The organism is Mesorhizobium sp. B2-8-5 (genome assembly GCF_006440675.2).
GTDB lineage: Bacteria > Pseudomonadota > Alphaproteobacteria > Rhizobiales > Rhizobiaceae > Mesorhizobium.
This window is the reverse complement of the sequence record NZ_CP083951.1, coordinates 1,002,988-1,019,209: the sequence shown is the minus strand read 5'-3', so window position 1 is coordinate 1,019,209 and position 16,222 is coordinate 1,002,988. Positions and strand designations below refer to the sequence as shown.

20 protein-coding genes are annotated in these 16,222 nt (G+C 64.6%); 14 read left to right on the top strand and 6 right to left on the bottom strand.

Annotated features, from left to right (window positions below; all coding sequences use genetic code 11):
* The first annotated feature begins 17 nt into the window (after positions 1-17).
* Both FJ430_RS04865 and thpR read left to right on the top strand, forming a co-directional pair.
* Positions 18-662, top strand: a complete 645-nt coding sequence (locus FJ430_RS04865; RefSeq protein WP_140707235.1) for an arylesterase — start codon at positions 18-20, stop codon at positions 660-662.
* A gap of 118 nt (positions 663-780) precedes the next feature.
* On the top strand, positions 781-1,374 hold the full coding sequence (gene thpR, locus FJ430_RS04860; RefSeq protein WP_140647851.1) for an RNA 2',3'-cyclic phosphodiesterase: 594 nt from the start codon (positions 781-783) through the stop codon (positions 1,372-1,374).
* Here the strand turns inward: thpR and FJ430_RS04855 are convergent.
* Positions 1,281-1,796 carry a low molecular weight protein-tyrosine-phosphatase gene (locus FJ430_RS04855; RefSeq protein ID WP_140707237.1) on the bottom strand — a complete coding sequence of 172 codons (516 nt, stop codon included), beginning with the start codon at positions 1,794-1,796 and terminating at the stop codon, positions 1,281-1,283. The genes thpR and FJ430_RS04855 overlap by 94 nt on opposite strands.
* A gap of 117 nt (positions 1,797-1,913) precedes the next feature.
* Between FJ430_RS04855 and FJ430_RS04850 the strand changes: the two genes are divergently transcribed.
* The 8 genes from FJ430_RS04850 to FJ430_RS04815 all read left to right on the top strand — a co-directional run bounded on the left by FJ430_RS04850 (position 1,914) and on the right by FJ430_RS04815 (position 7,223).
* Entirely contained in the window at positions 1,914-2,207 is a 294-nt protein-coding gene (locus tag FJ430_RS04850) for a 4a-hydroxytetrahydrobiopterin dehydratase (RefSeq protein ID WP_140707239.1), read from the top strand.
* Positions 2,208-2,471: 264 nt separating this feature from the next.
* Positions 2,472-2,834 carry a YkvA family protein gene (locus FJ430_RS04845; protein WP_140647854.1) on the top strand — a complete coding sequence of 121 codons (363 nt, stop codon included), beginning with the start codon at positions 2,472-2,474 and terminating at the stop codon, positions 2,832-2,834.
* Between the two features lie 257 nt (positions 2,835-3,091).
* Positions 3,092-3,595, top strand: coding sequence for an invasion associated locus B family protein (locus tag FJ430_RS04840; RefSeq protein ID WP_140658627.1), 504 nt, complete (start codon positions 3,092-3,094; stop codon positions 3,593-3,595).
* A 472-nt stretch (positions 3,596-4,067) separates the two neighbouring features.
* Positions 4,068-4,601 (top strand): sigma-70 family RNA polymerase sigma factor, encoded by a 534-nt coding sequence (locus tag FJ430_RS04835; RefSeq protein ID WP_140707241.1) that lies wholly within the window; start codon positions 4,068-4,070, stop codon positions 4,599-4,601.
* Positions 4,588-5,373, top strand: a complete 786-nt coding sequence (locus FJ430_RS04830) for an anti-sigma factor family protein (protein ID WP_140647857.1) — start codon at positions 4,588-4,590, stop codon at positions 5,371-5,373. The genes FJ430_RS04835 and FJ430_RS04830 overlap by 14 nt, the downstream gene beginning before the upstream one ends.
* Positions 5,374-5,469: 96 nt before the next feature.
* Positions 5,470-5,760, top strand: coding sequence for a hypothetical protein (locus tag FJ430_RS04825; RefSeq protein ID WP_140707243.1), 291 nt, complete (start codon positions 5,470-5,472; stop codon positions 5,758-5,760).
* The gene (locus FJ430_RS04820) at positions 5,757-6,431 is read left to right on the top strand and encodes a hypothetical protein (protein WP_140707245.1); all 675 of its coding nucleotides are present in this window, start codon (positions 5,757-5,759) and stop codon (positions 6,429-6,431) included. The genes FJ430_RS04825 and FJ430_RS04820 overlap by 4 nt, the downstream gene beginning before the upstream one ends.
* Before the next feature lie 33 nt (positions 6,432-6,464).
* The gene (locus FJ430_RS04815) at positions 6,465-7,223 is read left to right on the top strand and encodes a DUF4336 domain-containing protein (RefSeq protein ID WP_140647860.1); all 759 of its coding nucleotides are present in this window, start codon (positions 6,465-6,467) and stop codon (positions 7,221-7,223) included.
* 21 nt (positions 7,224-7,244) lie between these two features.
* Here FJ430_RS04815 and FJ430_RS04810 read toward each other — a convergent pair whose 3' ends face one another.
* Positions 7,245-8,597 carry a chloride channel protein gene (locus tag FJ430_RS04810; RefSeq protein ID WP_140707247.1) on the bottom strand — a complete coding sequence of 451 codons (1,353 nt, stop codon included), beginning with the start codon at positions 8,595-8,597 and terminating at the stop codon, positions 7,245-7,247.
* Positions 8,598-8,734: 137 nt separating this feature from the next.
* Positions 8,735-9,034: a hypothetical protein gene (locus FJ430_RS04805; RefSeq protein ID WP_140647862.1), complete on the bottom strand. Its 300-nt coding sequence runs from the start codon at positions 9,032-9,034 to the stop codon at positions 8,735-8,737.
* A 331-nt stretch (positions 9,035-9,365) separates the two neighbouring features.
* Here FJ430_RS04805 and FJ430_RS04800 point away from each other — a divergent pair, with 331 nt between their 5' ends.
* The 3 genes from FJ430_RS04800 (at position 9,366) to FJ430_RS04790 (ending at position 12,596) form a co-directional block, all read left to right on the top strand.
* Positions 9,366-10,796, top strand: coding sequence for a DHA2 family efflux MFS transporter permease subunit (locus FJ430_RS04800; protein WP_140707249.1), 1,431 nt, complete (start codon positions 9,366-9,368; stop codon positions 10,794-10,796).
* A 103-nt stretch (positions 10,797-10,899) separates the two neighbouring features.
* Positions 10,900-12,132, top strand: a complete 1,233-nt coding sequence (rlmN, locus tag FJ430_RS04795; protein ID WP_140707251.1) for a 23S rRNA (adenine(2503)-C(2))-methyltransferase RlmN — start codon at positions 10,900-10,902, stop codon at positions 12,130-12,132.
* The gene (locus tag FJ430_RS04790) at positions 12,129-12,596 is read left to right on the top strand and encodes a hypothetical protein (protein WP_140707252.1); all 468 of its coding nucleotides are present in this window, start codon (positions 12,129-12,131) and stop codon (positions 12,594-12,596) included. The genes rlmN and FJ430_RS04790 overlap by 4 nt, the downstream gene beginning before the upstream one ends.
* Positions 12,597-12,599: 3 nt before the next feature.
* Here FJ430_RS04790 and FJ430_RS04785 read toward each other — a convergent pair whose 3' ends face one another.
* Positions 12,600-13,241, bottom strand: coding sequence for a LysE family translocator (locus FJ430_RS04785; protein ID WP_140647866.1), 642 nt, complete (start codon positions 13,239-13,241; stop codon positions 12,600-12,602).
* 183 nt (positions 13,242-13,424) lie between these two features.
* Between FJ430_RS04785 and FJ430_RS04780 the strand changes: the two genes are divergently transcribed.
* Entirely contained in the window at positions 13,425-14,645 is a 1,221-nt protein-coding gene (locus tag FJ430_RS04780) for an argininosuccinate synthase (RefSeq protein WP_140707254.1), read from the top strand.
* A gap of 143 nt (positions 14,646-14,788) precedes the next feature.
* Here the strand turns inward: FJ430_RS04780 and FJ430_RS04775 are convergent, their stop codons facing one another.
* Together FJ430_RS04775 and FJ430_RS04770 are read right to left on the bottom strand one after the other, a co-directional pair.
* Positions 14,789-15,076, bottom strand: a complete 288-nt coding sequence (locus FJ430_RS04775; RefSeq protein ID WP_140707256.1) for a GIY-YIG nuclease family protein — start codon at positions 15,074-15,076, stop codon at positions 14,789-14,791.
* A 297-nt stretch (positions 15,077-15,373) separates the two neighbouring features.
* Entirely contained in the window at positions 15,374-16,177 is an 804-nt protein-coding gene (locus FJ430_RS04770; protein ID WP_140707258.1) for a lytic transglycosylase domain-containing protein, read from the bottom strand.
* Positions 16,178-16,222 lie beyond the last annotated feature (45 nt).

Sequence of the window (16,222 nt, the reverse complement as noted above, 5' to 3'; positions counted from 1 at the left end):
CATATGGGGCTCGCCGCATGGCATTCAAACACCGTTTTGCCGCAGCCCTCATGCTTTTCCTCGCCGTTTGCGGCGCCATTACGCCGGCGCGCGCCGCCACCTTCACCATCGTCGGCTTCGGCGACAGCCTGATGGCAGGCTTCGGCCTTGGCCCCGGCCAGGGTTTCACCGACAGGCTGCAGGCGGCGCTGAAGGCTAAGGGCCTCGACATCACCGTCGCCAATGCCGGCGTCTCCGGCGACACATCGAGCGGCGGGCTGGCGCGGCTCGACTGGTCGGTGCCGGACGGCACGAGGCTCGTCATCCTCGAACTCGGCGCCAACGACATGCTGCGCGGCGTCGCTCCCGACATCGCCGAGAAGAACCTCGACGCCATGCTGGGCAAGCTGAAGCAGCGCAACATCCCGGTGCTGCTCGCCGGCATGCGCGCCGCGCCCAACCTCGGCGCCGACTACCAGAAGACCTTCGACGCCATCTACCCGAAGCTTGCCGCTAAATATGCCGTTCCGCTCTATCCGTTCTTTCTCGACGGCGTCGCCGGCCACCCCGACCTGCAGCTGGAGGACGGCCTGCACCCCAATCCGAAGGGCGTCGACGTGATCGTCGAGCGCATCCTGCCCACCGTCGAGAGGGCGATCGCCGACAATGGCGGCCCGTCGTGAGTCCAAAACGCCACGGTTTCCGCTGGGGAAACTTTGTGGACAACAAAGCTCTTGCCCCGCGCTTGTATCGATGATTCGCTAGGGACGAGAGTTTCGATTCGAGGACAGGAGGCTTCACATGCCACGTCTTTTCACCGCCCTCGAAATTCCGCGTGATGCCGCCCTCTCTTTGTCCCTGCTCCGGGGCGGGTTGCCAGGAGCGCGCTGGATCGACGTCGAAAACTACCATCTGACGCTGCGCTTCATCGGCGATGTCGAAGGCCATGTCGCCGACGAGATCGCCAACGCCCTCGACCGGGTCGACCGCCCCTCTTTTCAAATGACGCTCTCCGGCGTCGGCGCCTTCGGCGGCAAGAAGCCGCATGCGGTGTGGGCCGGCGTGTCGGCCTCGCCCGACCTGGCGGCGCTGCAGGGCGAGATCGACCGCATCTGCCAGCGGCTCGGCCTGCCGGCCGACCCGCGCAAATTCTCGCCGCATGTGACGCTGGCGCGCCTGCGCAATGGGAGCCCGCTCGATGTCGCGCAATATCTTTCGGCGCGCGGCAATTTCGCGGCGCTGCCCTTCCGCGTCGGCCGCTTCGTCCTGATGTCGTCGCGCGATTCGGTCGGCGGCGGCCCCTACATCGTCGAAGAAGCCTGGCCGCTGGTCGGCGAAGCGCTGGCCTCGAGCCGCTTCGCCAGCGCCTCGGATGCCTCGCGGATCATGCGATAGACCGAAGCGAAGGCCTCGGCGCCGTTGTAATAGGGATCCGGCACGTCCGCGGTCTTTCCTATCGCGAAATCCAGATAGAGATGGACCCGGTCGCGCGCGGTCGCTGTCGCCAGCGCCTTGAGGTCGCGCACATTCGCCTTGTCCATGCCGAGGATCAGGTCGAAGCGCGAAAAATCCTCCGCCAGCACCTTGCGCGCCCTCTGCCCTGAAATGTCGACGCCATGCTTTGCGGCCACAGCGACAGAGCGTGGATCGGGCGCGGAGCCGACCTCCCAGCCGCTGGTCGCGGCCGAATCGAGCACGATGCGCCCGGCCAGCCCGCGCTCGGCCAGCACGCTGTGGAAAACGCCCTCGGCAAGCGGTGACCGGCAGATGTTGCCGAGGCAGACGAACAGAATGGATTTTATGGGCTTTTCGCGCATCGATCCGGCAGGTTTAAATCTTTGCTTTCATGCATGTCGTCACCCCAAAACCGCCGCGCACTTTTGGGCGACATGCATTATGGTGCAGGCCATTTTCGAATAGCACAGGGACCACACATGAACAGGGAAAAACTGACCAAGGACGCGATCGCCACGGCTCTGGCCGAACTCGAAGGCTGGTCGCTCGCCGCCGACGGCGCTTCCATCAAACGCAGCTTCGTCTTCAAGAATTTCTCCGAAGCCTTCGCCTTCATGACGCGCGTGGCGCTGGCGGCCGAAAAGATGGACCATCACCCGGACTGGTCGAATGTCTACAAGACCGTCGACGTGACGCTGAACACCCACGACGCCGGCGGCGTGACGGCGTTGGATATCGAGTTGGCAAAGCGGATGAACCGGTATTTCGGCTGAGGCGAAAAGACTCGCCTTTCTTCGTCATTCCAGGCGAAGCAAGGAGCGAAGCGACGCCCGCAGACCCTGGAAGACGATGGGAGGGATGCCTCGGCCAATCGCAGAAACTAGGCGATCGCCAGCCAGGTCACCGCTGGCCAGCATCCCTTTCCGATTTTCCGGCCAAGCAACCGCCCAAACTCTTGTAGCAGCCCCCCGCTTTCACCACATCTTTCGCGGCGGGTTGGCACGCATGGGTTGCGAGCGGCCGCCAAGGAGCGACTGATGACGCAAGGTACCGGTTTCGATTTCTTCGGCTTCGGCGACAAGCTTGCCGGCGAGGGCGAGGTCCGCGAGAAATTCTGGCGCACCGCCAGGAAGGCGGCGCGGCAGATTCCGTTCATGGACGAGGTGGTCGCCGCCTACTATTGCGCCATGGACAAGGACACGCCGATGCGTGCCAAGGCAATCTTGCTCGGCGCGCTGGGTTATTTCGTCCTGCCGTTCGATTTCATTCCCGATTTCGTCGTCGGCCTCGGCTTCACCGACGACCTTGCCGTGCTGACCGCAGCGATCACCGCCGTCAGCGCCCATATCACGCCTGCCCACAGGCAGGCCGCCAGGGACGCGCTGGCGGACAAGAACTGATCTCGCCTCGCCTCACGCCCGTAAATCAGCGCGTGCGAAAAGACAAACTCTTGCCGTTTTCGTGGCATCCAACTCCGCGCCGGGACGTCGCGCCGGCCTCGATCCACAGTGGCGGCGCGGATGGTGGCGGTTTCCTGGGGTGAATTCCTTTTCTTCGAGGACAATTCACCGTTTGGTAACCCTGATTAAATCAAAATGAAGCGACGGCAGGACGCCACGCGGCCCGCCTCCGCACCATTTGGAATACGGGAAGAACGATGCGCGGATTGATTGCTATAGTTTCCAGCCTGGTCCTGGTGGCCTCGGCAGTGCCGGTGTTGGCGCAACAGGCGACCAAGATCGGCCAGCACAATGCCTGGGGCACCTACAGCTATCAGTCGGCCGCCGGCAAGGTCTGCTATGTGCTGACCGTGCCCACCGACAAGCAGCCGGCGACGCTCGACCATGGCGACATGTTCTTCTTCGTCAGCCAGCGGCCCGGACAGCAGGTCTCCTACGAGCCGCAGTTCATCGCCGGCTACAACTTCCAGGAAGGCTCGAAGGCCACCGTCACCATCGACAAGAAATCCTTCTCGATGTTCACCCGCGGCAAGTCGGCCTGGGTCGAGAACGCCGCCGAAGAGCCGGTGCTGATTGCCGCCATGAAGACCGGCTCCGACATGAAGGTGCAGGCGAAGTCCGGCCGCGGCAACCCCACCTCCTACGTCTTCTCGCTCAAGGGCATCTCGGCCGCGCTGTCCTCGATCGCCAAGTGCAAATAGGCAAGAGCCACAAACCGCCAAAACGACGAATGAACTGACGCAAGGCCGGGCCATCAGGTCCGGCCTTTTCCCTTCAGCTTGCCTTGTATCCGCGCCGGTTCGTCGCGGCGGGCGGCGTCGGCGAGGCACGGCCGGGAATTCATACCCGCGGCCAATCGCCCGGAAAAATTTCGCGGCCGACGGAATAGTTTCCCGCCGAGCCCGGTAGATAGCGCAAAGAGGGAGAACACGTTTTGACGCGGCCCGTCATTTTCAGGGCCGCGCCGGAAACAGGGAGCGGCGGCAAGCACTGGGGATGAGTGTCTTTCAGGGCTTGCAGTCGGGAGGAGCACGCTCCCAGCCGGCCCAGCGGTTGCCTGTCCCCCTGTCCCTGACCGCTGGGCCGCTTTTCACGCCGGCTTTGGCTGGACAGCGCAGTAAGGTAGGCCCGGCTTGCGCCAACACGGGCATGAGACGGGCGGCATGAGATGGGATGAAAGCGAAGTTCGACGTCATACCGCATCTGGAGGATCTGTGGCGTTACGGCAGAGTGCTCACCGGCAATGATTCCGACGCCGATGACCTTGTACAGGAATCTCTCGCCCGTGCGTTGTCGATGGCCGGCAGCTACGATCCCTCCCGGTCGCTGCTTCCCTGGCTGATCAGGATTGTCCGCAACACCTTCTTCACCGGTGCCAGTCAGGCCGATGCCGACAGGCGGCGCCTTGCGTCCATCGCCGACATGTCGGATGCCGCCTCGCCGCCGCCGCAGGAGCACAGCGCCGAACTTTCCAACGTCGGCAGGGCCCTCGCCCGGATGCCGACCGACCAGGCCGAAATACTGCACCTGGTCGGCGTGCTGGGTTTTACCTATTCCGAGGCGGCCGAACTGCTGGGCGTGCCGACGGGAACCGTGATGTCCCGTCTCAGCCGGGCTCGCGCTGCCTTGAAGCACAACATGGAAAATATGGATGACGGAGCTTCCCGTCATCTGAAGATCATTGGAGGGCGTGATGTGGCCCGATAGTCGCGTTTCCGAGCAGGATATCGGCCGCTTGCTGGATGGCGAGCTGTCGCCGTCGCAGCGATCCGAGCTGCAGGCCCGGCTTGCGCGCGAGCCGGAACTGGCAGCGGAGGTCTTTGCCCACGCGCAACGCATGGAAGCGCTGCGCGATTCCCAACCAAGGCGATTGTTTCCGCCCGGCGCGACCGTCGACAAGGCGAGACAGCTGGAACAGGCGCTTCGCCGCAGGCGGATGTTCGCGATGCTCCGACTTCAGGTCGCCGCCGTCGCGCTAATCGCGATCGGATGGTCGGCCAACTCGCTGACAGTGCCGCTTCGCCAGGGCGGCAAGACGGCGGATGAAACCTTCATCCTGGCCGCGCGGGATGCGCTGCGCGTCGCGCAACTCAATGCCGGTCCCGAAAAGGGCGTCGAGCTCAAACAGGACAAGATCCAGCGGCTGGTTGGCGCCGTCAACGTCAGCATGCCGACGCTGCCCTCGGCATGGGTGGTCAAGGATGTCCAGGTGCAGCCCTGGAACGGACAGCAGAGCCTGGTCGTGACGGCCGATACACCAAGCGTCGGGCGCATCACACTTGTGGCGGCGCCGATGAACGGCGAGGACGCCGTTCCCCCGACGCCTGCCACCGACGGCCGCGTGCCGACGGTTTACTGGCAGTCTGGGGGTACCGCCTATGCGCTGATGGGGTCCGCCGCGCCGGATCGGCTCGAAGTGGAAGCAAAGCAGATCGAGGTCGCCACGCGCCGGAGCGTTGCGCCCAAGACAAGAGGCTGATCGCGGCCGCCGGATGCCGGACAAGGGAGACAGAATGCACGCGAAGCTGGAATTCACGATCCGCCGATGCCGCATGCCGTCGGATAAGTCCGCGCGATGAAACTCCTGCCGTTCGAAAGGAGATACTATCCGTCCACCTGTCCCGTTTGCGCCGGAGTGGCCCTGGAAGCCGAGGTCATGCTCCGCAAGGTGGAGTTCCAGTGTGCCGCCTGCGGGCAATTCGAGATCACCTCCGCTGCTCGCGCCGCGATGAAGGGCCTGTCGCAGGAGCACCGCCGATTGTGGCTGTCGCAAGCGCGGCTGCCGAATTCGACCGTCCCCCTGATTGCCTGCGCGAACGAGATGCTGTCGCAGGTTACCGGCTCCCCAGATGACCCGGGAAGGTGACCCGGGAAGCGCTGCGCGCGGGCGCTCCCGACGGCCCGGCATCTCGGCTTGGGGGTTGCCGGGCCGTTTTCGCGCAAGACGAGATGAGCACGGCTTCATCGACCAGGGACTTATTTGCAATGCGCAGATTGGAAGACTACGAGGAAATCGCACTGATCGGTTATCCTTGCGATGGAGAATACATCGCCGTGATGGCGAATGGCGGGCAGCGGAACTGGCTGCTCGGCGGCGAGCTCTGCGAATGGAACGGCGCCATCCTCGCCGATCAAGCCGCTGCCTTGCTCCGATATTATCCGCGGGGGTCGCGCCTCGTCCTCGTTACGATCAAAGGTGACAACCTCGTTGCGATCCGGGACTGCGACACCGCCACGGCCCCGGCAAAGTCGCAGGTGACTGCGAATGCAAAACCGGGCGAAGGGCAAGCCGGTCCGGCCGAGGACGCGCGGCTTGCCGATTTTCGCGCCGCGGCGATGCTACGCGATTCCGCGTCCATGTCGTTCGACCGGGCCACCGAAATTGCGCTGTCGACGATCGCGGCGCGCATGAAGCTCGGACGCATGGAATTAATCCGTGTCGCGCTTCGCGAGTGGCTGGCGATGCGTGCAGCCATGCGCTTCCCTCCAGACGAAGGCGCGCCATATGGCTCGCAGGCGCCGGACGGTTTCGGCTGACCGCATCGCGCTTCGAGTTACCGCCGAGTAGCCATGCCCCAGGAATCGCCCGCCGACAGGTCCGCTCTCGATCTCTATGAGCCGATCGATGTCCTGAAACCCGTCGCTCCCGATCTGTGGATCGTGGATGGACCACGGATCGGCTTCGGCGTCGGACCGTTTGAATTTCCTTTCACCACCCGCATGACGGTCGTGCGGCTTCGCAGTGGCGACCTGATCCTGCATTCGCCCGTCGCGCTTGCGCCCGCGCTCCGGTCCGCAGTCGAGCTTCTGGGGCCGGTCCGCTTCCTGGTCGCGCCGAACTCCCTTCACTACTGGTGGCTGCCCGATTGGAAGGTCGCCATGCCTAGGGCGGAGGTTTTGGCCGTGCGCGGCCTGCGGGAACGGGCAAAGCGTCCTATCGCCGTGGACCGGCTGCTGGTGGGGCGCGCCTCGCCCTGGCCCGCTGAGATCGACCTTTTGGTCGTGCGCGGCGACGTCCTCACCGAGGCCGTGCTGTTCCATCGCGCATCGCAAACGCTGATCCTCACCGACCTGATAGAGAACTTCGAGCCAGGCCGGATTCATAGCTGGTTTCTGCGATTGCTCGTCAGGCTCGCCGGCGCGATCGATCCGGACGGCAAGGCGCCGATCGACATGCGGCTGAGCTTCTTTCGCCGTCGTCGGGCCTTGCGGGCGGCGGTTCACCAGATGCTCGCTTGGCAGCCGGAGCGCGTCATAATCGCGCATGGCCGATGGTATGACAAAGACGGCGCCGCCGAACTCAGGCGCGCGTTCCGTTGGGTTTTGTGACGACGACCCACCTTCGAAGCGCTACGCCTTGACTGCTTCGCTCGTCTCCGCCCTGCGACGCCGGATCGCCTCGGCGATGAAGACGCGCGACAGCGCGTGATAGAGCGGCTCGTGCGAGATCAGCCGCGCCGTGCCGTAGCCCAGCACCGCAGCGCACATCAGCGCGATCACATTGTCGTGGTTGCCGGTCATTTCGAGGATGATGACGAAGGCCGTCATCGGTGCCTGCACGACGCCGGCGAAATAGCCGGCCATGCCGAGCAGCGCCGCGGTTCCCGTGGCCGCGCCGAAGACGAGGCCGAGCGTGCTGCCCAGCCCGGCGCCCACCGCCAGCGACGGCGCGAAGATGCCGCCCGGTATCCCCGACACCATCGACAGCAGGCCGGCCGCGAATTTCTCGACGAAGAAGAAGGCCGGCAGCGGCGTGCCTTCGATCGCGCCGCGCGCCTGCGTGTAGCCGGTGCCGAAGGTCAAACCGCCCGAGGTGATGCCGATCGCGGCCACGGCCAGGCCGCAGACAGCCGCCACGACCAGCGTGCGCGGCAGCGGCTGCAGCGCGTTCCAGCGCCGGATGCGGCGCATGACCTTCAGCGCCGAGAGCGAGAACAGCGCGCCGACACCGCCGCCGATGATGCCGCAGGCCAGCACCAGCGGCCAGTCGGCGGCGAAGGCGACCGTGTCCTTGGCGACGCCGAAATAGGTGTAGTTGCCGATGAGCCCGAGCGAGGCAAGGCCGGCTAGGATAACCGCCGTCAGCACCAGCCCGTTGGTGCGCGATTCATAGGCCCGGCCCATCTCCTCGATGGCGAAGACGATGCCGGCGAGCGGCGTGTTGAAGGCCGCCGCGATGCCGGCGGCCGAACCGGCAAGGATCAGGCCGCGCGCCTGCGCCATGCCGCCCCAGCGCGCCGCCTGCAGCATCAGCGAAGCGCCGACTTGCACCGTCGGGCCTTCGCGGCCGATCGAGGCGCCGCAGGCGAGGCCGACGATGGTGAGCGCGATCTTGCCCGCCGCCAAACGCAGCGACAGGATGTGGCTGCGGTCGTCCTCGTCGCGCAGATGCCGTGCCGCGATCGCCTGCGGAATGCCGCTGCCTTGCGACCCCGGGAAGAAGGAATGCGCCAGCCAGGCGCAAAGGACGAAACCGAGCGGCGTCACGACCAGCGGCAGATAGAGGCGCCAGCCGCCGTCATTGCCCGTCATGAGATGGAACAGGGTTTGCGCGCGGTCGGCGAGCAATGCGAACAGGACGCTGATCAGGCCGATCGAGATGGCGCCGGCCCAGAAGACCAGACGCGGCTGCCAGACGCGCCGCGACACCCACATCGCCTGTGAGCGCCGCAGCATACGATTCTTTCGGGATATGCCGGCCATGTCCGCCCTCGTGATGGAATTCAGCCCTAGCACAGGCTGAGGGTCGATCAAGACCGCGCAGGCGTAATCGTGCATGCGCTCAAGATTGTCCCGCCGGCTCCGATGCCGGCGGGAATGTCAGGCGGGCAAGGTGGATCTCACATCGCCATTTTTTCACATTCGGCCTGGGCCTTCTTGGTCGACGTATCGATCATGTAGGCTTTGCCCTTGGCGTCGGTGATCATCATCATGCAATGCTTGATGGGCTTGGCCATCTTCATCATATCGGCGCTCATCTTGGCGTCCGGCATCATGGTGCCCATGTGACCGTCCGGCATGATCGCGGTGACCTGCCCGCCCTTCATCATCGTCATGGCGCCCATCGTGTCCTCGGCGAAGGCCTGCGAGGCGCAAAGACCGGCGAGGCCGGCAACGAGTGCGAACTTGATCGAGTGCATCAGAACAACTCCCATTGTTGAGGGGCATGGTCGCCCCTTTCAGGTTCGCGGATGCGCTTCGATTGGTTACGCCAACACGAATATGTGATCGATTTTCAGCCGACCATGGCGGGAGCCAGCCCCGTTCCGCCCTGGCACAGGCGGCAGGGCTCAAAATTTGTTGACCCCTGTGCCAGTCGAAATCGCTATCGCTTCGCATCGATCGGGACATAAAGCAGTCGGGTGCGGTGGGAAGGCCAGGCCGGCTGGGCCGCACGACATCGACGCCGGCTTGATCGTGGATGGCCCACAGGCGGGCCACCGCTTCCTGCACGACGGAACTGGCGGACAATTGGAACAGCATCTCTTTGCGACCGAGCGCGACCCGCGTCTCAAGCTGATCATCGCGGCAATCGTCGCCATCGCCTTCCTGATGGAGCAGCTTGATTCCACCATTCTCACCACCGCTATCCCGGCCATCGCGCAGAGCCTCGACACCACCCCGGTCCGGCTCAACCTGGCGATCACCACCTACATCCTGACGCTCGCGGTGTTCATCCCGGTCAGCGGCTGGTTCGCCGACCGGTTCGGCGCCCGCAAGATCTTCGCCCTGGCGCTCTTCACCTTCACCCTCGGTTCGATCCTGTGCGGCGTGGCCGACAGCGTCGGCATGCTCCTGGCCATGCGCGCGCTGCAGGGGCTGGGCGGCGCCATGATGACGCCGGTCGGGCGGCTGATCCTGTTGCGCTCCTTTCCGCGCAGCGGGCTGATCACCGCCATGACCTACATGACCTTGCCGGCGATCGTCGGTCCCGTCATCGGGCCGCTGCTCGGCGGCTTGCTGACCACCTATGCGTCCTGGCGCTGGATCTTCTACGTCAACGTGCCATTCGGCCTCATCGGCATCTTCGCCGCCTTGCGCTTCGTCGACGATTTCCACGGCGAGGAGGCGCAGCCTTTCGACTTCGCCGGCTTCCTCATGGTGGGGGCCGGCGCCGCGCTGCTGCAGTTCGGCCTGGAGAATATCGGCAGGCCGATCATTTCCTCGCTGGCGACCATGCTGGTGCTGGCCGCGTCGGTCCTGCTGCTGCTCGCCTTCGGCCGCTATGCCCGCCGCGTCGCGGCGCCCGCGATCGATCTCACGCTGTTTCGCTTCCGCTCCTTCTGGGTCGGCACGCTGGCCGGGGGGCTGTGCCGCATCGGCCTCAACGGCGCGCCGTTCCTTTTGCCGCTGATGCTGCAGGTCGGCTTCGGCATGAGCCCGGTCACGTCCGGCTCGCTGACCTTCGTCGGCAGCTTCGGCGCGCTTCTAATGCGGCCGCTGCTGTCGTTCTTCCTGCGGCGCTTCGGCTTCAAGGCCGTGCTGAGCGGCAGCGCGGTGGTCGGCTCTGTTGCCGTGGCGGGCTTTGCCCTGCTCGATGCCGACACCCCGCATTGGCTGATCGGCCTCTATGTCTTTTTCTTCGGCATCGTGCGTTCGGCGCAGTTCATGTCGTCCAACACGCTGTCCTATGCCGACCTGCCAGGCGAGAAGCTCAGCCGCGCCACCAGCCTCGGCGGCGTCCTGCAGCAGCTCAGCGTTTCGCTCGGCGTCTCGATCGCCGCCATGGTGCTCGGCCTCGTCTCCGGCCAGGCGCATGCGCCGACGGCGGACCAGTTCCATTGGGCGTTCCTGCTGACGGCGGTGATCCCGCTGCTTTCCATACCGGGGTTCTTCTTCCTGCATCCGGAAGACGGCCAGCAGGTCAGCGGCCATCGCCGCAAGGCGGAAGCCGACGCCTGAACCTGCGGGGCGCATGACTCCGTCGCCGAGCTGTGCTATGCGCCGCGCTTCCATTTGCGGCCGATGCTGAAATCGGCCGCAAATCGCTTATATTGGCGCCACCATGACCGTTTCGCTTGATCTTACCGCCGAAGGCGCTCGTGACGCCTTGCGCCGCGCAACACCGGCCGAGAAGCCGTCGCTGATCGGCCTGACCCGCGCCGAGCTCGGTGAAGCTCTCATCAATGCCGGCATCGTGCCGGAGCGTCATGCCAAGATGCGCGCCCAGCAGCTCTGGCACTGGATGTATGTGCGCGGCGTTTCCGACTTCGCGCATATGTTCAACATCTCCAAGGACCTGCGCGCCGAGCTCGACAAGCATTTCACCGTCGCGCGGCCGGAAATCGTCGAGGAGCAGATCTCTTCCGACGGCACGCGCAAATGGCTGTTCCGCTTTCCGCCGCGCGGCGCCGGGCGTCCCGTCGAGATCGAGACCGTCTACATTCCCGAGGAAGGCCGCGGCACGCTCTGCATTTCCTCGCAGGTCGGCTGCACGCTCACCTGCTCCTTCTGCCACACCGGCACGCAGAAGCTGGTGCGCAACCTCACCGCCGAGGAGATCCTGGCGCAGCTGCTCACCGCGCGCGACCGGCTCGGCGACTTCCCCAATCGCGACACGCCCGACGGCGCCATCGTGCCGGCCGAGGGCCGCAAGGTTTCCAACATCGTCATGATGGGCATGGGCGAGCCGCTCTATAATTTCGAGGCGGTGAAGAAGGCGCTGCTGATCGCGTCCGACGGCGACGGGCTTTCCTTGTCAAAAAGACGCATCACCCTGTCGACCTCGGGCGTGGTGCCGGAGATCGCCCGCACCGGCGAGGAGATCGGCGTCATGTTGGCGATCTCGCTGCACGCCACCAATGACGACCTGCGCGACCTGCTCGTGCCGATCAACAAGAAGTTCCCGCTGAAAGACCTGATCGCCGCCTGCAAGGCCTATCCGGGCCTTTCCAACGCCAAGCGCATCACCTTCGAATATGTGATGCTGAAGGACGTCAACGATTCCCTCGACGACGCCAAGGCGCTGATCAAGCTGCTCAGGGGCATTCCGGCCAAGATCAACCTGATCCCCTTCAACCCCTGGCCCGGCACCAACTATCAGTGCTCGGACTGGGAGACGATCGAGAAGTTTGCCGACTACATCAACAATGCCGGCTACGCCTCGCCGATCCGCACCCCGCGCGGCCGCGACATCCTCGCCGCCTGCGGCCAGCTCAAGTCGGAATCCGAGCGCATGCGCAAGGTCGACCGTCTGGCGCTCAAAGCCATGATGATCGCGGGACACGGCGAGGCGTGAGGCGCATCATCGCCTACCTCATCCGCTTTGCCGCCATCCTGGTCGGCTATGTCGTCGCCTCGCTGGCGGCGAGCGCCTTCCTCAACATCCTGGTCCTGGCGCATCTGGGCTACACCCCGGCCGATCCGGAGCCGACGGCCACCGCCTCGCTCTATTTCTCGGTGCCTTTCGTGGCGCTGTTCGTCGCCTATTTCGCCTTCATGCCGGCGGCGGTCGTCATTTTGATCGCCGAGGTGCTTGGCCGCCGCGACTGGCTGTTCTACGCGCTCGGCGGTGCCGTCATCGCCATCGTCTTTCTCGGCTTCGTGCACAATGTCGGCGATGCGAATTTCGACATCACCGAAACCAATGCCAGGCTGGCCGTGATCGGCGCCGGCATGGTCGGCGGCATCTTCTACTGGCTCTCCGCCGGTCGCTGGGCCGGAAGCTGGCGCCGCGCACCCTTGCTCGACGCGCAGCCGTGAGCCCTACTTCGCCTGTGCGGTCAGTATCTTGAGCGCGAAGGCGGAGAACACGCCGGCGAACAGATAGTCGACCACGCGGGTGACGCGCGGGCTTGCCTTCATCGCCGCCGAGAACTTTTCCGCCGCCAGCACCATCGGCACCGTCACCGGGATCGACAGCACGATGAACATCATGCCGAGGAAGAACAGCTTTCCGGACGCGTTCGGATCGTGCGCGGAGACGAATTGCGGGAGGAAGGTCATGAAGAACAGGATGATCTTGGGGTTGAGCAGGTTGACGCCCAGCCCGGCCGCCCAACTGCGGAACAGGGAGACTTGCGGTCCGGTCCTCTTCTCCGGCGAGAAGGCCGAGCCCTTCGTCACTGCCTGCCAGGCCAGGAACACCAGATAGCCGGCGCCAAAAATCTTCAGGACGAAGAAGGCCATCGGCGAGGCGACGATCAGCGCCGAGATGCCGACCACCACCAGCGTGGTGTGGATCAGCGTCCCGGTGAGCGCACCCGCCATCGAGGCAAAGCCGGTGGCGCGGCCCTGGCTCAGCGTGCGCGAGACGAACAGCGTCATGTCCGGCCCCGGCGTGATCGCCAGGATGACGGTGGCGATGGCGAACTGGATGAGCGTCGAAGTGTCGGGAATAAAGGACATGCGCGCGGCCCTGGGAGAGATCGCGCAGCCTATAACGCGACCATTTTTGCTCCGCCAGCGTCTGCCCGGGCAAACATCTGGCCCAGCCTGTGCTGGAGCCAGGCCTCTGTTCGTCTCTTGCGCCGCCCGGAAAGGCCGTGATACCTCGCCCCGCGAAGCTCTTTTCCCGCGGAACCGCCAAAAATGTCCAAGATCAAGAACGTCAAGAAAGTCGTGCTCGCCTATTCCGGCGGCCTCGACACCTCCATCATCCTGAAATGGCTGCAGACCGAGCTCGGCGCCGAAGTCGTCACCTTCACCGCCGATCTCGGCCAGGGCGGCGAGCTGGAGCCGGCCCGTAAGAAGGCCGAGATGATGGGCATCAAGGACATCCGCATCGTCGATGTGCGCGAGGAATTCGTCGCCGACTTCGTTTTCCCGATGTTCCGCGCCAATACCGTCTATGAAGGCACCTACCTGCTCGGCACCTCGATCGCCCGGCCGCTGATCTCCAAGCACTTGGTCGAGATCGCGAAAGAGACCGGCGCCGACGCGATCGCCCATGGCGCCACCGGCAAGGGCAACGACCAAGTCCGCTTCGAATTGTCCGCCTATGCGCTCAACCCCGACATCAAGGTCATCGCGCCCTGGCGCGACTGGACGTTCAAGTCGCGCACCGATCTGATCAACTTCGCCGAGCAGCACCAGATCCCGGTCGCGAAGGACAAGCGCGGCGAAGCGCCCTTCTCGGTCGACGCCAATCTTTTGCACTCCTCCTCCGAGGGCAAGGTGCTGGAGGATCCGTGGAGCGAGCCGCCGGAATTCGTGCATCAGCGCACCGTTTCGCCTATGGACGCGCCCGATGCCGTCACCGAGATCGAGATCGAATTCCTCAAGGGCGACCCGATCGCGCTCAACGGCAAGAAACTGTCGCCGGCCACCATGCTGGCCGCGCTCAACGACCTCGGCCGCGACAACGGCATCGGCCGCCTCGATCTGGTCGAGAACCGCTTCGTCGGCATGAAGTCGCGCGGCGTCTACGAGACGCCCGGCGGCACCATCCTGGTCGCCGCCCATCGCGCCATCGAATCGATCACGCTCGACCGCGGCGCCGCCCACCTCAAGGACGAGTTCATGCCGCGCTACGCCGAGCTCATCTATAACGGCTTCTGGTTTTCGCCCGAGCGCCTCATGCTGCAGGCGATGATCGACAAGAGCCAGGAAGACGTCGAAGGCACGGTGCGGCTGAAGCTCTACAAGGGCAATGTCATCGTCACCGGCCGCAAGTCGAAGAAGACGCTTTATTCCGATGCGCTGGTCACCTTCGAGGACGACCGCGGCGCCTACGACCAGAAGGACGCTGAGGGATTCATTCGCCTTAATGGCCTGCGGCTGCGGACGCTGGCGGCAAGGAACCGTCGCTGAAGCTTGCTGATCTTCCCCGCAAGGGGAGTGCTGTCCCGGCAGCCCATCCTTCGTCATTCTAGGGCGGAGCAAGGAGCGAAGCGACGCGCGCAGACCCTAGAATCCATGCCGTGACGCCTGAGCGCCGCCACGGTCCAGAACGCTCACCAGCCAATTCCGCGAAACAACTCGAACCATTCCGGATTGGTCTTCTCGATCAAGTCGACCTTCCATTGGCGTGGCCAGCGCTTCAATGAGGTCTCACGCTGGATGGCGTCGGTGATGTCGAAATGCTCCTCGTACCAGACCAGACGCTGCACGCTGTAACGGCTGGTGAAGGTGGAGCCCTGGCCGGTCTTGTGCTCGGGCATCCGACGAGCAAGGTCGTTGGTGACACCAATATAGATCGTGCCGCCTTTCTGGCTTGCGGTCATGTAGACGTAGCCTGTCATGCTTCGATCTTACCTGGCGCCATCGCCAACGGCTATTCTGGACGGCAGCATTCTACGGCTAATGTCACGGCATGGATTCTAGGGTCTGCGCGCGTCGCTTCGCTCCTTGCTCCGCCCTAGAATGACGAAGGATACGTCGCCGTTTCACGCGCAAGGACCCCTCCGTCGCTTCTGGCGACATCTCCGCCGAGGCACCCGAGAGGGGAGAGACCTGCTTCCCGGCTTTCGCCAATCTCCAAGTCCAACAAAAAAGCCCGGCGCATGGCCGGGCTGTTCTGCTCAACAGAGATTCAAAGATCAATCCGCGTCGATCGCCTCGGCGATGCGGGCGATGGCCTGCTGGTAGACGCTGGCCGAATTCCAGCCGGCGATTGCGCCCATATTGGCCTCATAGCTCGCGCCGGCGTGCCAGCCATGGCCCTTGAGGTAGTTGGCGGTGGAAGCCAGCGCCGTGTTGCGGTCGCGCAGGTTGCCGCTGCCGACGCCGTATTTCAGCACGTTTCCGGGCAGGAACTGGGTGTGGCCGATCTCGCCATGCATGGCGCCCACCGAGGCGGCGCTGAGCGCGCCGCGATCGACCAGCTTGAGCGCCGCAATGGCGTGCGGCGTGAAATAGTCCGGGCGGCGGCAGTCATAGGCGAGCGTCAGGATGGCCGACACCGTGTTCTGGTTGCCCATCGAGGCGCCGAAGCCGGTCTCCATGCCCCAGATGGCCAGCAGCACGCCCGGCGGCACGCCATAGGTCCGCTCGATATTGGCGAACATCGCCGCGTTCGCCTTCTTCAGCGCACGGCCTCTCGAGATGATGGCGGAAGCGCCGCGACGTTTCATGAACGCCTCAACGGAGCCGCTGAAAGCCTTGTGGATGGCGCGGTCGGCCGAAATCGTCCTTGTCGCGTAGGTCGCCCCGGCCAGCGCCGAAAGGCCCCTTTGGCCGACGCCGTTGGCCTTGGCCTCGGCGGCAAAGTCCTGCTTCCAGGCGTCGAAGCCGGCGCCGTTCTTGCCGCAGCTGGCCGCGGCCTCGGCGCCTGTCGCCAGCCCAAACATCGCCACCACCGCCGCGGCGGCCACGAAAATCCTTCCCTTGGCAAAAAATGCCATATCCGTCTCCTGGTTGCCTTGAATCACGTCCCGGTTGCGAATTTG

Bases quoted from the DNA above. Each gene is read 5' to 3' on its own strand.
- FJ430_RS04865 (WP_140707235.1), top strand. From the start codon at position 18: ATGGCATTCAAACACCGTTTTGCCGCAGCCCTCATGCTTTTCCTCGCC.
- FJ430_RS04815 (WP_140647860.1), top strand. From the start codon at position 6,465: ATGCCCCAGGAATCGCCCGCCGACAGGTCCGCTCTCGATCTCTATGAG.
- FJ430_RS04845 (WP_140647854.1), top strand. From the start codon at position 2,472: ATGACGCAAGGTACCGGTTTCGATTTCTTCGGCTTCGGCGACAAGCTT.
- FJ430_RS04840 (WP_140658627.1), top strand. From the start codon at position 3,092: ATGCGCGGATTGATTGCTATAGTTTCCAGCCTGGTCCTGGTGGCCTCG.
- FJ430_RS04855 (WP_140707237.1), bottom strand. From the start codon at position 1,796: ATGCGCGAAAAGCCCATAAAATCCATTCTGTTCGTCTGCCTCGGCAAC.
- FJ430_RS04780 (WP_140707254.1), top strand. From the start codon at position 13,425: ATGTCCAAGATCAAGAACGTCAAGAAAGTCGTGCTCGCCTATTCCGGC.
- FJ430_RS04825 (WP_140707243.1), top strand. From the start codon at position 5,470: ATGAAACTCCTGCCGTTCGAAAGGAGATACTATCCGTCCACCTGTCCC.
- thpR (WP_140647851.1), top strand. From the start codon at position 781: ATGCCACGTCTTTTCACCGCCCTCGAAATTCCGCGTGATGCCGCCCTC.
- FJ430_RS04835 (WP_140707241.1), top strand. From the start codon at position 4,068: ATGAAAGCGAAGTTCGACGTCATACCGCATCTGGAGGATCTGTGGCGT.
- FJ430_RS04805 (WP_140647862.1), bottom strand. From the start codon at position 9,034: ATGCACTCGATCAAGTTCGCACTCGTTGCCGGCCTCGCCGGTCTTTGC.
- FJ430_RS04830 (WP_140647857.1), top strand. From the start codon at position 4,588: ATGTGGCCCGATAGTCGCGTTTCCGAGCAGGATATCGGCCGCTTGCTG.
- rlmN (WP_140707251.1), top strand. From the start codon at position 10,900: ATGACCGTTTCGCTTGATCTTACCGCCGAAGGCGCTCGTGACGCCTTG.
- FJ430_RS04785 (WP_140647866.1), bottom strand. From the start codon at position 13,241: ATGTCCTTTATTCCCGACACTTCGACGCTCATCCAGTTCGCCATCGCC.
- FJ430_RS04810 (WP_140707247.1), bottom strand. From the start codon at position 8,597: ATGGCCGGCATATCCCGAAAGAATCGTATGCTGCGGCGCTCACAGGCG.
- FJ430_RS04775 (WP_140707256.1), bottom strand. From the start codon at position 15,076: ATGACAGGCTACGTCTACATGACCGCAAGCCAGAAAGGCGGCACGATC.
- FJ430_RS04770 (WP_140707258.1), bottom strand. From the start codon at position 16,177: ATGGCATTTTTTGCCAAGGGAAGGATTTTCGTGGCCGCCGCGGCGGTG.
- FJ430_RS04850 (WP_140707239.1), top strand. From the start codon at position 1,914: ATGAACAGGGAAAAACTGACCAAGGACGCGATCGCCACGGCTCTGGCC.